This is a genomic window from Opitutus sp. GAS368 (assembly GCF_900104925.1).
Lineage (GTDB): Bacteria > Verrucomicrobiota > Verrucomicrobiia > Opitutales > Opitutaceae > Lacunisphaera.
In genome coordinates this window covers 1,038,072-1,051,978 of record NZ_LT629735.1, presented here as the reverse complement: position 1 = coordinate 1,051,978, position 13,907 = coordinate 1,038,072, and the positions used below count along the sequence as shown (strand labels likewise).

Sequence of the window (13,907 nt, the reverse complement as noted above, 5' to 3'; positions counted from 1 at the left end):
CGGATGTGACTACGGATGACCCTAAATGGCGGGGGTGGTGACCTCGCGTTCCCGGAGCCACGCGAAAATGACGGGCGTGACGACGAGGATGTGGACGAGGCTGGAGAGCATGCCGCCGATGACCGGGGCCGCCAGCGGCTGCATGATCTCCACGCCGGTGCGCTGGCTCCAGAAGATGGGCAGGAGCGAGGCCACCGTGGTGGCGACCGTCATGACCTTGGGGCGCAGGCGGAGGCGGGCGCCTTCCTTGATGGCGGCGATGAGCGCGGCGTGCGTCAGCCGGCCGCCGAGTTCGGCGCGTTTCTTCGCCACGGCCTCCTCCAGGTAGACGACCATGATAACGCCCGTCTGGATGGCGGTGCCGAAGAGGGCGATGTAGCCGACCCAGACCGCCACGCTGAAGTTGAAGCCGAGCGCGGCCTGCAGCAGCACGCCGCCGGTGAGGGCGAACGGCACGGCGAGCAGCACATGCGCGGCCTCCGGGATCGACCGGAAGGTCATCACGAGCAGCACGAAGATGATCAGGATCACGGCGGGGAAAACGTAGAGCAGCGTCTGCCGGGCACGGATCTGCTGCTCGTATTGACCGGAATATTCCACGGTCATGCCCGGATCGAGCGTCACATCCCGGCTGACGCGCGCCTTGATCTCGTCGACGAAGCCGCCGAGATCGCGGTCGCCGACGTTGGCCTGCACGAAGACGCGCAGGCGGCCGTTTTCGCTCTGGATTTCGCTCGGGCCGACGACGCGTTTGATGTCGGCCACCTGGCGCAGCTGCACGACGGCGCCGGATGGCGTGGTCAGGGGCAGTTCGCCGATGCGGTCGAGATCGGCGCGGTCCGCCGCCTCGAGGCGCACCGACAGCGGCCAGCGTTCGCGGCCCTTGAGGGTGGTGCCGACGGTTGTGCCGCCGAGGCCGGCTTCGACGTAGCTGAGGACGTCCTCGACGCGCAGGCCGTAACGACCGAGGTCGGGGCGGCGCACGGCGATCTCGAGGTAGGGCTTGCCCAGCACGCGTGACGGCGCGACGCCGGTGGCGCCCTGGATCTGCTCGATGATGCGCTGGACCTCGAAGGCCTTGGCCTGGAGCGCGTCGAGGTTGTCGCCGAAGATCTTCACGCCGACCTGCGCCCGGATGCCGGTGCTCGTCATCAAAATGCGGTTCTCGATCGGCTGGAGGAAGCCCGGCACGTAGCCGGGGACGTTCATGAGCTTGGCGGAGAGTTCCTCAATGATCTTTGCCTTGGTCATGCCCGGGCGCCACTGATTGGTGGGTTTCAGCATGATGGTGGTCTCGATCATCTCGACCGGCGCCGGGTCGGTGGCGGAGTCGGAGCGGCCGAGCTTGCCGCCGACGGATGCGACCTCGGGTGTCTGGCTGATGACCTTGTCCTGCCAGCTCATGATGCGCTGCACCTCGGTCAGCGAGGTGGCCGGCAGCAGCACGGGCATGAAGAGCAGCGAACCCTCCTCCAGCGTCGGCATGAACTCACTGCCGAAGCCCGACGTATGGCGGGCGATCGACGCAGGCAGGCGGTTGTTGATGGCGCGCGGCAGGCCGAAGGCGATGACGGCCGACACGGCGAGCAGCGACGCGGCCAGGCCGAGCACGGTCCGGCGGTGGCCCAGCGCCCAGTTGAGCACGGGGTCGTAGATCCGCAGCAGGGACTTCATGAGCCAGTTCTCGCTCTCAGGCTTGAACGGTCCGCGCACGAGGATGGTGCAGAACACGGGCACGGCGGTGACCGCCAGCAGCACGGCGCCGATCAGCGCGAAGGATTTGGTGTAGGCGAGGGGATGGAACAGCTTGCCCTCCTGCCCGGTGAGCAGGAACACCGGCACGAAGGCGAGGATGATGACCATCATCGAGAAAAACATCGGCCGGCCGACCTGGGTGGCGGCCTCCAGGGTGAGGTCGAAGACCTCCTTCGCGGTGAGTTCGGGGTAGGGGCGCTTGCCCTCAAGCGCCCTTGGGCCGTTGGGGGCAACGGCCCCTACCTTGGCCTCGAGGGCGCGCTCGCAGTGGCGGATGACATTTTCCGTCATCACGATGCCGGCGTCCACCAGCACGCCGATCGAGATGGCGATGCCGGTGAGCGACATGATGTGCGACGGGATGCCGAACCGGTCCATCAGGATGAACGAGATCAGGATGGAGGCCGGCAGCGGCAGCGTGACGATCAGGATGCTGCGGAAGTGAAACAGGAACACGATGTGCGCGAGCGTCACGAGGATGATCTCCTCGGTGAGCGCGTGCTTCAGCGTGTCGATGGCGCGGCCGATCAGATCGCTGCGATCGTAGAACGGCTCGACGGTCACGCCCTTGGGCAGACCCGGGGTGAAGGCCGCGATGCGGGCCTTTACGGCCGAGATGACCGACCAGGCGTTCTCGCCGTAGCGCATGACCACGATGCCGCCGACGACCTCGCGGCCGTTGACGTCGAGCGCGCCGCGGCGGAAATCGCCGCCGATGCGGACCGTGGCGACGTCGCGCACGTAAAGCGGCGTGCCGCCACGCGGCTGGAGCACGATGGACTCGAGGTCGGCGGCGCTGTGCACGAGGCCGAGGCCGCGCACGATATATTCGGCGCCGTTCTCCTCGATGGTCTTGCCGCCGACATTGCGGTTGCTCCGGGCGACGGCGTCCATCACCTCGCCGAGCGTGACGCCGTATTGCCGGAGCTTGAGGGCGGACACCTCGACCTGCCACTGGCGGACGAAGCCGCCGACGCCGGCAATCTCGGCCACGCCCGGCACGGCCGCGAGCTGGTGGTGGATAAAGGTGTCCTGCAGCGCGCGGAGCGAGCCGAGGTCCTGCGTGCCGGACTCGTCCTTCAGGTAATATTGGTAGACCCAGCCGAGGCCGGTGGCGTCGGGCCCGAGCTTGGCGGCGACCTCGGCAGGCAGCAGGGCGCCGAGGGAGTTGAGCCGCTCGAGCACGCGGGTGCGGGCGAAGTAGGGGTCGATCTTGTCCTCAAAGATGACGGTGAGGAACGAGAAGCCGAACATCGAGGTGGCGCGGACGGTTTTCACGCCGGCCAGGCCCTGCAGGGCGGAGCTCAGTGGGTAGGTGACCTGGTCCTCGACCTCCTGCGGGCTGCGGCCCGGCCAGTCGGCGTAGACGATGACCTGGTTTTCCGACAGGTCGGGGATGGCGTCGATGGGCACGCGCTGCAAGGCGACCACGCCCCACGCGCAGAGCGCGACGAACGCGCTCAGCACGATGAACCGGTTGTGCAGCGACCAGCGGATGATGTGGTTGATCATGGCTGGGGACTCAGTTGAGTTCTTCGCCGCACGTCAGCATCGCGGAGCCGAAGAAGGGGTTTTTCACGTCAGGAGTCCGGCTGAGCCAGCGGCCGGTGCCGAGCACGGGCGCCATCGGGCATTGGAAGACATGCAGACCCTCGCGGTGGTGCAGGTGTTGCTCGCGGGCGACGTCGGCCAGGGTCGTGCTGAACGGCTCGAAGTCCCGGCGGGCGGTGCGCAGGTCGGGCCGGTCGCGGAGGGTGTCGGCATATTGCGCCAGGGGGCTGTTGGCGGCCACGGTGAGGTAAGCCGACAGGGCGGCGCGCAGGGCCGGTCGTTGCTGCTGGTAGGCGCTGAAGTCTTCCGCTGCGAGCGCGGCGGCGGCATCGGCGGCCGCGAGCGCAAGCGCCTTGAGCTCCGCATAGCCCGTGTCAGCTGGCTTGGATACCACCGGGGCGGGCGACGGTGCGGCGTGATTGTGCGCCGGATCGTCGCCCGTGATGGCCGCGCGGGCGAGCTGGGCCTGACCGTCGAGGAGCAGCCCGCCCTCGGTCACGACATGGTCGCCCTCGTGCAGGCCGGCCAGGATCTCGACGTCGTTGTCGCCAATGCGACCGAGCGAGACGCGCCGGGCGAGGTAAGCCCGGTCGGCCTGCTGGAGGAAGACCACCGGTTCGCCGCCATGCTGGAGGACGGCGCTGCGCGGGGCGATCAGCACATCGGCCACCTCGAGCCGGACCCGCCCGGTGGCCGTCTGCTTGTGGAAGAGCGCATGGTCGTGATTGGCCAGGACCACGCGCACCTTGGCGGTCCGGGTCATTTCGTTCAGGGTGGGATCGATGAAGGCGATGGGGGCGGTCAGCGTGCGCCCGGCCAGGGAGGCCGTGGAAACCTCGACCGGCTGGCCGGGGCGCAACCACGCGAGGTCGGGCTCGTAGGCATCGAAGACGAACCACATGGAGGAAAAGTCGGCGATTTCGAAGAGCCGGGTTTCCTTTTCCGACTGGTCCTTGTTAAGTTCCTGGCCCTCGTAAACATGGCGGGCCACGACCGTGCCGGACATCGGAGCGCGGATGTTGACCATCGCGGTGGGCTCACGCGTGTGCTCGAGAATGTCGACCTCCTCCTCGGTCAGGCCCAGATCCAGGATGCGTTCACGGGCCGTGGCGCGCTCGGAGACGGTGAACGCGTTGTTGCCGGCCCGGAGCCGCTCAACATATTGGCGCTGGGCCGTGAGCATCTCGGGGCTGTAGACCGTGGCGAGCGGTTCGCCGGCCCGGACCTCGGCGCCGACGTAATTGACGAACAGCTTCTCGACCCGGCCCGGCACGCGGGCGGCGAGGATGCGGTGGCGCGTGTCGTCGTCGTCCACCATGCCGGTGATGCGCAGGGTGCGCACGAGCGGGGCGCGGCGCACCTCCGCGGTCTGCACCCCGACGACACTGGCGGCGGCCGGCGTGAGGGTGACGAGATTGGGATCGGCCGCCGCGGCCGTGTCGCCCGCCGGCACGGCGACGAGGGCCATGCCGCAGATGGTGCACTTGTCACCCGGCTTGTCGGACTTGATCCACGGATGCATGGCGCACTGGTAAACGGCGGCCGGCGCCGCGGTCAGGACGGCGGCGGCGAAGAGAGAGAGGAAGAGAAGGAAAGTTTTCATGGCAGGCAGGAGGAAGGCGGACGTGGGCGGATATTCTTACGCGGACACACCGCAACACGGCGGGACCGGTAACGAGGGCGGGTCCGCGGCAACGCGCGGACCCAATCAGCCCGGGCTCAGAGCAACAGACTGCAGTGTTCCCGGAACAGGGGCACACCCGCAGCAGGGGCCACCGCCAGCATCACCGGCAAGGCCGGGACGGAGCTGACGCGGGGCAGGAACTGCACATAAAATTTCTCGCGGATAACGGTGGGCGCCGGCGCGGCACGCCTGACGGCGACGCGGACAACCTGGGCCGGGCTTTGCAGCTGGTAAACCGGCCGGGCGGACAGCGGCGGCGGGGCGCAATCCGGCATGCCGCACGCGCCCGGCAGGTCGCAGCAACCACAGGTCGCATCCTTCGTCCGGGGCAACTCCACCGGCGACACCTGCGCGAGCGCTGTGCCGAAGGCCAGGAGGAGGAGCCAGACGAGGCGTTTCATGCCGGAAGGACTGATAGACGTCGGAGGCGGCGGTGCAAACGAATATTCCCTTTATACCAAAACCTGCTCCGGAATGGCCAATAAATGCGCGGGCACGGCCGGTTCAGGCCGCTTTTTTATGCAGGTGCGCCCGAAGCTCGGCCCGGACCTCCTCAAGGTCGTGTTGCAGCTTCGGCGATTTGAGCAGATCGCGCGCGACGGCTTCGCCGAGAATTTTGCCCGCGGTGACGTCCGCGGGGTAGTGGGCGCCGCCGACGAGCCGGCTCCAGCGGATGAGCGCCGCCTGCCGCTCCCAGTCGTGGGCGAATTCGGGCAGGGTCGCGCTGAGCAGCGCGGCCATCCACGACGAGGTGTAGGCATGGCCGCTGGGATAGGAGGCGTTGTTCGGCTTCTCGACGGCCGGATGCAGGTCGGGGTTGAAGATGTAGGGCCGGGGCCGGTTCCACGCGGTCTTGGCGGCGTCGATCACGGGCCGGGTTTCGGCGTTGGCCTGCCGGAAGAAGGCGCGCGTGCGCGGCAGGGCTTCCGCCGTGCACCACTCGCCCAGCACCGGGGCCATGAAGGTAAACTCGTCGAGCGACTTCTCGTAGTGTTTCGCCAGCACCACTTGCTCCGGCGTGCGGTGCAGATCGAGCTGGACGACCATTTCCTGGTCGGCGCGGCCGGCGACGGAATCGTCGGCCGGCGGGGGTGAGACCACGGCGCGCCAGTCAAAACCAGCGGCGTTGAAATATTCCGGGGCGGCGGGATCGGCGGCGCGGGCGGCGAGGACGAACGCCAGCGCCACCAGCAGGCGGGTGGTGAGTTTCATGCGAGAGGTGACCGGGCACTATTCCACCGTGCGGAGCTGGATGCTGTCAATCCGGCGATCCTTGGCCTGCACGTCCGAGACGATGACAAGCTTGTCGCCCGGCGTGATGCGGCCGAGCTTGAGCAGCGCGGCGGTGGCGCGCTCGATGGTGGCCTCGGGGTCGCCGAAGGGTGTGAGCAGGAAGGGCTCGACGGAGCGCACGATCTTCAGGTGACGCAGGGTCTCGGGCGAGTCGGTGACGGCGAGGATGGGCGCGCGCGGCGGGCGGTGCGCGGCGATGCCGGCGGCGTTCGTGCCGTGGCGGGTGAACACGAGCATGAGCGAGCGCGGGAACTCGTTGGCGAGCACGACGGCGGCGCGGAAGACCTTCATGCGTTCCTGGATGAACACGGCGGGCTCGGGGAAGTCGGCGGCCTGCTCCTCCTCGACGCGCCGGGCGATGGTGTCGAGGATCGACACGCACTCGAGCGGGTATTTGCCGATGGTGGTTTCGCCGGAGAGCATCACGCAGTCGGCCTGCTCGTAGACGGCGTTGGCCACGTCGGTGATCTCGGCCCGGCTGGGCATGGGCTGCCCGATCATCGACTCGAGCATGTGGGTGGCGATGATGACCGGCCGGCCGATGGAGAGGCAGAGGCGCACGGCGCGACGCTGGATGACCGGCAGCTCCTGCAGGGGAACCTCGATGCCGAGGTCGCCGCGCGCGACCATCAGGACGTCGGTGGCGCGGATGATGTCGTCGAGGTTGTCGATGGCGGACTGGTCCTCGATCTTGGCGATGATGCGGGCGCGGGAATTGTTTTCCTTGAGGAACAGGCGCAGCAGCTCGACGTCGGTGGCCTCGCGCACGAACGACAGCGCGACGAAGTCGATGCCCTCCTCGATGCCGACGAGCGTGTCGCCGCGGTCCTTCAGGGTGAAGGAGGGCAGGTTGACCTTCACGCCCGGCAGGTTGATGTGGCGGCGCGAGGTGAGGGAGCCGGGCGTGAGCACGCGGCAGCGGATATGGGCGTCGTCCTTGGAGAGCACCTCCAGGCGGATGAGGCCGCTGTCCACCAGCACGGTGTCGCCGACCTTGATGTCGTTGACGAGGTCACGGTAGTTGACGTCGACGGAGCGGATCTCGGCGTCGCGCTCGCCGCCGGGCTTGACGGTGAAATCAAAAATCTCGCCGGGCTTGAGTTCGATGGGCACCTCCAGGTCGCCGGTGCGGATCTCCGGGCCCTTGATGTCCATCATGATCGCGACCTCGCGGCCGGCCGTCTTGGAGGCGGCGCGGATGCGGCGGATGATCAGGCGCGTCCAGTCGTGCTTGGCGTGCGCCATGTTGAGGCGGACGACGTCCACGCCGGCGGTGATGAGCTTGACGAGCATCTCCTCGCTCTCGGTGGCGGGCCCGAGGGTGGCGATGATCTTGGTGCGGCGGAGCTTGGCGGCCATGGTGGTCAGCAGTCGAAGAAGGGGGTGCCGGCGCCGGGGGCGACGACGGAGAAGCCGCAGGCGCGCGCGGTCAGCACGGCGCCGCAGGCGGCGGCGACGGCGGCGGGCGAGTTGCAGTCGCGGGAGAGATGGGTGAGAAACACGTGGCGCCAGCGCGGGCTGGCGACGCTTTCGAGCAGTTCCCGGGCCGCGGTGTTGGAAAGATGGCCGTGCCGGCCGCTGATGCGCTGCTTGGTGGACCACGGGCGCTTGGTGTCGGCCTCGAGCATCAGCGGGCAGTGGTTGGCCTCGACGACGAGCACGTCGGCCTCGCGGATGCGTTCGCGCACGTGGGCGGGGGCGTGGCCGAGATCGGTCAGCCAGGCCAGGCTCCGGCGCGGTGAGAGCAGGTCGTCCTCGCCGTGGGCGATGAGAAAGCCCACCGGGTCCTGGGCGTCGTGCGGCACGGCGAAGCTGCTGACCTCGAGGTCGCGGAAGCGGAAGGTGCCGCCCGTCTCGAACAGCTGCCAGTCCACGCGGTGCTTGAGGCCGGCCTGCAGGGCCGAGGCGGTGGCGCGGTTGGCAAAGACCTTGATGCCCGGGAAGCGGGCCAGGCCGGTGAGGCCCGCTGCGTGGTCGCTGTGCTCGTGGGTCAGGAAGATGGCGTCGATGCGCTCGAGTTTCTCGTCATGTTCGGCCAGCAGCTCGGCCAGCCGCCGGGCGGAGAAACCGGCGTCGACCAGCACGCGGGTGTTGTCCGTCTGGAGCAGCGCGGAGTTGCCGGCGCTGCCGCTGCCGAGGATGCTGAACCGCATGGCCATTTCGCCCGATTGAACGCCCGCCGGGGTGGCGCGGGCAACGGTTAATTTGCCCTATGCCGTGGAGAAACGGGTGGTCCGCCTTCGCTCCGCCCCGCGGAGCTTCGGCGCGACACTCCGGCGCTCTGGAACCGGGCGTCGGAGGGGTTGACGCGCGCCGGAAACTGGCTTGCCTTGACCCTCCATGCCGAAGCAGGCCTCCAGTCGCAAAACCACCGCGTCGTCCGCGGGCGAGGTGTTCATCACCCGGCAGGTGCATTTCAACTCGGCACACCGGCTGCACAACCCGCGGCAGAGCGCGGCTTGGAACCGGAAGCAATACGGTCCTTGCAACGAGTTGCACGGCCACAACTACGTGCTCGAGGTCACCGTGCGCGGCCGGCCCGACCCGGTGACCGGCTACGTGGCCGACCTCGGCTGGCTGAAGGACGTCATGAACCGCGCCGTGGCGGACAAGTGCGACCACCGCAGCCTCAACGGCGGCGTGGATTTTCTCCGCGGCATCATCCCGTCCACCGAGAACCTCGTGATCGCGTTCTGGCGCCAGCTCGCGCCGCATATCAAGTCCCCGGCCGCGCTCCACTGCGTGCGCCTCTACGAAACCCCGCGCAACTTCGCCGAATACTTCGGCGGAGATGATTCCGCCGCCGATCGTTCTCCTAATCCTTCTCGTAATCGGCCTGGGTCATAACCGGAAACAGGAGAACGATTAAGATTACGAGGAACGAGAACGATCAGGAACGACCCGCCCCCCACGCCATGAAACAAATGTATCTCCACCGCTCCAGCGGCGGGCAGGAACCGCCGATCCAGCGCGGTTACGACCGGAAATTCAAGCCCACCGCCGCTTACCGCGCCACGTTGCCCGACATGATGGAGGTCGCCCACGAGGCCATCCAGGGCGCGCACGTGCCAATCCAGCAGGTCGGCATCCACAACTTCAAGCTGCCGCTCAAATACCGCACCAAGGCCGGCAAGGTCCTCACGCTCGAGACCAGCGTCACCGGCACCGTGTCGCTCGAGGCCGAGCTGAAGGGCATCAACATGAGCCGCATCATGCGGACCTTCTACGAGCACAAGGACGAGGTCACCACCGGCGAGTGGATGGGCAAGATCCTCAAGGCCTACCTGCGCAAGGTGGAGACAAAGGACGCGCGCCTGAAGATCGCCTTCTCCTACCCGATGCTGCGGCCGAGCCTGCGCACGAATCTCGCAGGCTACCAGTTCTACTCCGTGGCGTTCGAGGGCGTGATGACACGCGACGGCCGCTACCGCCGCTTCATCCACTTCGACTTCGTCTACTCGTCGGCCTGCCCGTGCTCCGCGGAGCTGACCGAGCACGCCCGCGCTCAGCGCGGCGCCTACGGCGTGCCGCACTCGCAGCGCAGCAAGGCCCGCATCACCCTGGAGGAGGTCGAGGGCAGGAAGATCTGGATCGAGGACGTTCACGCCCTCTGCCTCAAGGCGCTCCAGACCGAGACGCAGGTCATGGTGAAGCGCGAGGATGAGCAGGCCTTCGCCGAGCTCAACGGCGCCTACCTGAAGTTCGTCGAGGACGCCGCGCGGCTGCTCTACAAGGAGTTCGACGCCGACCAGCGCATCGCCGACTTCCGCATCGCCTGCTCGCACCTCGAGTCGTTGCACTCGCACGATGCGGTCAGCGTCATCTGCAAGGGCGTGAAGGGCGGCTTCACCGCCGACTTCATGGACTTCGGCTCGCTGCTGTGCTGAGGTAGGAATTCTCCGCGGATGACGCGGATTAACGCGGATAAGGAAGCCGATGATTCACGAAAAACTCAGTGGGGAAATCATCGGTGCTGCCATGGCGGTGCTCAATGAGCTGGGGCCGGGCTTGGACGAGAAGCTTTACGAGCGCGCATTGGTTATCGAATTGCGAAAACGAGGACATGCCGTGGACCAGCAGAAATCATTTCCCGTGCATTACTCAGGCGAACTGATTGGTAACCTGATTCCTGACACCATGGTCGACGGCTTGGTCATAGCGGACCCCAAGGTGGTTGAGGCATTCAATGAAACCCACACGCGTCAGATGATTGGCTATCTGGCCATCACCAAGCTTAAGCTGGCCCTGTTGCTGAATTTTAAGCACGCCAAACTCGATTGGAAACGTATTGTCCGGGAATCCCATGACTAATCCGCGTCTATCCGCGCTATCCGCGGGAAATTTCGAACCCGTCATTCTCATCACCGGCGCCTCGCAGGGTATCGGCGCGGCCATCGCGCAGGTGTTCGCCGCCGAGCTGCCCGGCGCCCGGCTGGCACTCGTGGCGCGCAACGAGCAAAATCTCCGCGCCACCGCGCGCGAGTGCCTCAAGCTCGGGGCCGAGGTGGAACTCTTTCCCTGCGACGTGACCAAGGAGAAGGCCGTCGCCGCGATGGCCCGCGCCGTGGGCAAGCATTTCGGCCCGGTGGACGTGCTCATCAACAACGCCGGGGCGTTCACCATGGCGCCGTTCGCGAAGACGAGCGCGGCCGCGTTCGACGACATGATCGCCACCAACCTGCGCAGCGCGTTCCTGGTTACCCAGGCTTTCCTGCCCGCGATGACGAAGCGAAAGCGTGGCGACGTGTTTTTCATGAGCTCGATCGCGGGGCTCGGCGCCTACCCGCAGGCGGCGGCGTATTGCGCCGCGAAATTCGGTGTGACCGGCCTCGCCAAGGTGCTGCGCGCCGAAACGAAGGACGCGGGCGTCCGCGTGTGCTGCGTGCATCCCGGTGCGACCTGGTCGCCGTCGTGGAGCAAGTCCGGCGTGAAGCCGCAGCGCATCATGCCGGCCGAGGACATCGCGCGGGCGATCCTGGATGTTTACCGCCTCAGCCGCCGGACGGTGGTCGAGGAGATCGTCCTCCGGCCGCAGCTGGGCGACCTGTGAGGTGGAGCGCCTTGACCCCAAGGCGCTGATGGATTCGCGCCCTGGGAAAACGCGCCGAGGTCAGCGCGTTCCACCCGGGCTACAGGCGGGGAGCGAAAAAGTTCCGCGGGGAAGATTTTTCCCGCGGAAAAAATTCCGGGACCGCACCCGCCGTCCGGCCGGGCTGTCGCTAGCGTCATGACAACCTTGCACGCTTACGGCTTCCTGCTGCTGGGTGGGGTGTTGCACCTGCTGCCGCTGGTGTCACCGGCCCAGTTCCCGCCCGACAGTCTCGACGGGGCGAACACCAGTGCGCTCTGGCTCCAGTGCATGGGCTGGGTCAACGGCGGCATTGGCACGGTCTATCTCTGGCTCCTCGAGATGCGGCCCTTCGTGGTGCATGTGCTCGCCTGGCGGCCGGCGCTGGACTTCTACGAGGGACTGGAGTCGTCCCTCGCCGACGAGCACGAGCGCGGCGCGGCGTGAGGTCCGGTCAGGCTTCGCCGAGGTTCTTGGGATCGGCCTCGACCTCCTGGCAGGCGCGGATGAAGGACGCGGCGCTCCACGCCTGGAACGCCTTGCCCATGGGCCGGCCGGTCGTGCCGTGGGCCCACTCGTTGAATTCCCACTCCTGGTCGCGGCCGAGCTGGTTGAGCTGGGCGAGCCGCACCAGTTCGCGGCAGGCGACCTCGTGGAAGCCGAGCCGGTGGATGAAGCGCACCCACATGCCGCCGATGAACGGCCAGATGCCGCCGTTGTGGTAATGGTGCGGCAGGTTGAGCAGGTTGACCGTGTAATAGGCGCGCCAGTCGGGGTCGCCCGCCTGCACGACCGGATAGAGGTTGGCGACGGGCCACGGCTGGTTCACCCCGACCCCCCACATGAAACGGAACGCGGTGCGGGCGCGGTCCACGTCGAGCAGGTTCATGAGGAACGCGAGGACGTTGGCGTAAACGTCGCAGCGCCAGTTGAAGGCGAAGGGCGTGATCTCGGCCAGCAGGTATTGGGTGTCGCCCAGGCCGCTCTGGCGGTCGGCGAAGCGGTTCTGGTTGGCCGGCGGCCCCGCGGGGTCGCCGGCCTTGGTGGTGGGCCAGAAGACGTCGAGCACGCGGGTGCGGATGCGCTGCGACCAGCGGAGGTAGTCGGTGGCGCGCGCGTGCTGGCCCATCAGCTCGAGGATGCGGCCGTAGCAGACGTTGGCCCGATACCAGAGCACCTCGTCGTAAAGCACGTTGTAACTGCGGCCGAAGAGGTCGGTCCAGTCGCCGGCCTCGGGGATCTCGAGCAGGCCGTCGTTGTTGCTGTCGTGTGCGCTGAGCCAGTTCATGATGGACTGCAGGCGGTCGGCGTGCCGGTAGAGCAGGGAGTGGTCGCCGGTGCGCATGGCGTAGTTGTGCACGGCGATGAGGAGCCAGAGGCCGCTGTCGATCGAGCAGATGCTGCCGACGCCGGAATAGTCCGGCTGGCCGTCGTCGATGCGCACGTTGGCGGGGATCTGGCCGGTGGGCGTGGTGGCGCTGAGCAGCGTTTCCAGCGTGCGCACGCCGGCGGACAGCACCTCCTCGTCCTGCACCTGCAGGGTGTTCCAGACCGTGATGGCGCCGTCGCGCGCCCACACGCTGCGGTAGTTCACGTCCGTGCCGGTGACGGTGTTGTCCGCGAGGGAGCAGGCGGAGAAGCCGAGCGGCGTGATGTTCTTCTGCAGGGCGAGCAGGGCCTGCTCGTAGGCGGTGGCGAGGAAGACCTTCTCCTTGTCGCTGAGCGAGCCGAGCTTGGTGCCGGTGAAGAGCATCCGGAAGCCGGGCTCCATCTTGGCGCGGGTCTGGCGGGTCTTCTCCTTGGTCGGCAGCACGCAGACGACGCCGTAGTGGCAGAGGCCGTCGAGCACGCCGTCGGCCAGGATCTGGCGCGAGCTGTAGGTTGGCACATCCACCGTGGCCTCGTAGAGCTCGGGCAGGGCGTTCTCCACGATGATGCCGCGCACGCCCGGCAGGCGGAACATGCTGGCGTCGTTGCCGGTGTCGCCGGCGACGAGCACGGTCTCGAGGGGGATCTGCAGCCGCGCACACAGCCAGCGCAGCGCCCCGCCCTTGGTGGCGTGGCGCGGCAGCACGTCGAGGTCGCGGCCGCTGGAATAGACGAGCTTCACGCCGAGCCGGGCCTCGCCGAGCCGGCGCCGGAGTTCGCGGATGTCCTCGGGCCGGGCCCCGTCGAGGAACCAGCTCGACTTGAACTCGTGCTGGAACTCGTCCGGCTGCGGCCGGACGCCGGGAAACTGCGCCACGAGTTCCCGCACCCGCACCCGGTCCCAGCCGTCGGCCAGGTGGACGTGCAGCTCATCGAGCATGCGGCCGGCCGGCACGTCGAACACCTGCGTGCCGACACCGCCGATGTAGTAGTCGGCCGGCGGCAGCGTGCCGTCGTCCACGAAGCGGCGCAGGTCGTCGACGAGCCGCCCGCTGTTGTAGACCAGCAGCGGGCGGGCCTCGGCCGCGAGGGCGGTCCAGGCCGTCTTGAAGCGCTGGCTGGACTCGGGATTGCCGAGCAGGGTGCCGTCGAGGTCGGCGCTGAAGAGGCGGATGGAAGGGCTCATGC

12 protein-coding genes are annotated in these 13,907 nt (G+C 67.6%); 5 read left to right on the top strand and 7 right to left on the bottom strand.

Features of this window, described 5'->3' with window-relative positions:
• Positions 1-21: 21 nt before the first annotated feature.
• From BLU29_RS04540 to BLU29_RS04515, 6 genes are all read right to left on the bottom strand, one after another.
• Entirely contained in the window at positions 22-3,267 is a 3,246-nt protein-coding gene (locus tag BLU29_RS04540) for a CusA/CzcA family heavy metal efflux RND transporter (RefSeq protein ID WP_091055486.1), read from the bottom strand.
• Between the two features lie 10 nt (positions 3,268-3,277).
• Complete coding sequence (locus tag BLU29_RS04535) at positions 3,278-4,909, bottom strand: efflux RND transporter periplasmic adaptor subunit (protein ID WP_091055484.1); 1,632 nt, start codon at positions 4,907-4,909, stop codon at positions 3,278-3,280.
• Between the two features lie 116 nt (positions 4,910-5,025).
• Positions 5,026-5,391: a hypothetical protein gene (locus BLU29_RS04530; protein WP_091055482.1), complete on the bottom strand. Its 366-nt coding sequence runs from the start codon at positions 5,389-5,391 to the stop codon at positions 5,026-5,028.
• A gap of 103 nt (positions 5,392-5,494) precedes the next feature.
• Positions 5,495-6,202, bottom strand: coding sequence for a phosphatase PAP2 family protein (locus BLU29_RS04525; protein ID WP_091055480.1), 708 nt, complete (start codon positions 6,200-6,202; stop codon positions 5,495-5,497).
• Positions 6,203-6,220: 18 nt separating this feature from the next.
• The gene (pyk, locus tag BLU29_RS04520) at positions 6,221-7,642 is read right to left on the bottom strand and encodes a pyruvate kinase (RefSeq protein ID WP_091055478.1); all 1,422 of its coding nucleotides are present in this window, start codon (positions 7,640-7,642) and stop codon (positions 6,221-6,223) included.
• A gap of 5 nt (positions 7,643-7,647) precedes the next feature.
• On the bottom strand, positions 7,648-8,442 hold the full coding sequence (locus BLU29_RS04515) for an MBL fold metallo-hydrolase (protein ID WP_091055477.1): 795 nt from the start codon (positions 8,440-8,442) through the stop codon (positions 7,648-7,650).
• 181 nt (positions 8,443-8,623) lie between these two features.
• On the opposite strand from BLU29_RS04515, the gene BLU29_RS04510 reads away from it, so the two are divergent.
• From BLU29_RS04510 to BLU29_RS04490, 5 genes are all read left to right on the top strand, one after another.
• Positions 8,624-9,130 carry a 6-carboxytetrahydropterin synthase gene (locus tag BLU29_RS04510; protein WP_091055475.1) on the top strand — a complete coding sequence of 169 codons (507 nt, stop codon included), beginning with the start codon at positions 8,624-8,626 and terminating at the stop codon, positions 9,128-9,130.
• Positions 9,131-9,198: 68 nt separating this feature from the next.
• Positions 9,199-10,170 (top strand): GTP cyclohydrolase FolE2, encoded by a 972-nt coding sequence (folE2, locus tag BLU29_RS04505; protein WP_091055474.1) that lies wholly within the window; start codon positions 9,199-9,201, stop codon positions 10,168-10,170.
• Positions 10,171-10,219: 49 nt separating this feature from the next.
• Positions 10,220-10,594 (top strand): GxxExxY protein, encoded by a 375-nt coding sequence (locus BLU29_RS04500; RefSeq protein WP_091055472.1) that lies wholly within the window; start codon positions 10,220-10,222, stop codon positions 10,592-10,594.
• Complete coding sequence (locus tag BLU29_RS04495) at positions 10,587-11,333, top strand: SDR family oxidoreductase (RefSeq protein WP_091055471.1); 747 nt, start codon at positions 10,587-10,589, stop codon at positions 11,331-11,333. The genes BLU29_RS04500 and BLU29_RS04495 overlap by 8 nt, the downstream gene beginning before the upstream one ends.
• A 177-nt stretch (positions 11,334-11,510) precedes the next feature.
• Positions 11,511-11,798, top strand: coding sequence for a hypothetical protein (locus BLU29_RS04490; RefSeq protein WP_157693621.1), 288 nt, complete (start codon positions 11,511-11,513; stop codon positions 11,796-11,798).
• 7 nt (positions 11,799-11,805) lie between these two features.
• On the opposite strand, the gene BLU29_RS04485 is transcribed toward BLU29_RS04490, so the two are convergent.
• The gene (locus tag BLU29_RS04485; RefSeq protein ID WP_091055468.1) at positions 11,806-13,905 is read right to left on the bottom strand and encodes an HAD-IIB family hydrolase; all 2,100 of its coding nucleotides are present in this window, start codon (positions 13,903-13,905) and stop codon (positions 11,806-11,808) included.
• Positions 13,906-13,907 lie beyond the last annotated feature (2 nt).

Bases quoted from the DNA above. Each gene is read 5' to 3' on its own strand.
- BLU29_RS04540 (WP_091055486.1), bottom strand. From the start codon at position 3,267: ATGATCAACCACATCATCCGCTGGTCGCTGCACAACCGGTTCATCGTG.
- BLU29_RS04515 (WP_091055477.1), bottom strand. From the start codon at position 8,442: ATGGCCATGCGGTTCAGCATCCTCGGCAGCGGCAGCGCCGGCAACTCC.
- BLU29_RS04490 (WP_157693621.1), top strand. From the start codon at position 11,511: ATGACAACCTTGCACGCTTACGGCTTCCTGCTGCTGGGTGGGGTGTTG.
- BLU29_RS04530 (WP_091055482.1), bottom strand. From the start codon at position 5,391: ATGAAACGCCTCGTCTGGCTCCTCCTCCTGGCCTTCGGCACAGCGCTC.
- BLU29_RS04495 (WP_091055471.1), top strand. From the start codon at position 10,587: ATGACTAATCCGCGTCTATCCGCGCTATCCGCGGGAAATTTCGAACCC.
- BLU29_RS04535 (WP_091055484.1), bottom strand. From the start codon at position 4,909: ATGAAAACTTTCCTTCTCTTCCTCTCTCTCTTCGCCGCCGCCGTCCTG.
- BLU29_RS04485 (WP_091055468.1), bottom strand. From the start codon at position 13,905: ATGAGCCCTTCCATCCGCCTCTTCAGCGCCGACCTCGACGGCACCCTG.
- pyk (WP_091055478.1), bottom strand. From the start codon at position 7,642: ATGGCCGCCAAGCTCCGCCGCACCAAGATCATCGCCACCCTCGGGCCC.
- BLU29_RS04500 (WP_091055472.1), top strand. From the start codon at position 10,220: ATGATTCACGAAAAACTCAGTGGGGAAATCATCGGTGCTGCCATGGCG.
- BLU29_RS04510 (WP_091055475.1), top strand. From the start codon at position 8,624: ATGCCGAAGCAGGCCTCCAGTCGCAAAACCACCGCGTCGTCCGCGGGC.
- BLU29_RS04525 (WP_091055480.1), bottom strand. From the start codon at position 6,202: ATGAAACTCACCACCCGCCTGCTGGTGGCGCTGGCGTTCGTCCTCGCC.
- folE2 (WP_091055474.1), top strand. From the start codon at position 9,199: ATGAAACAAATGTATCTCCACCGCTCCAGCGGCGGGCAGGAACCGCCG.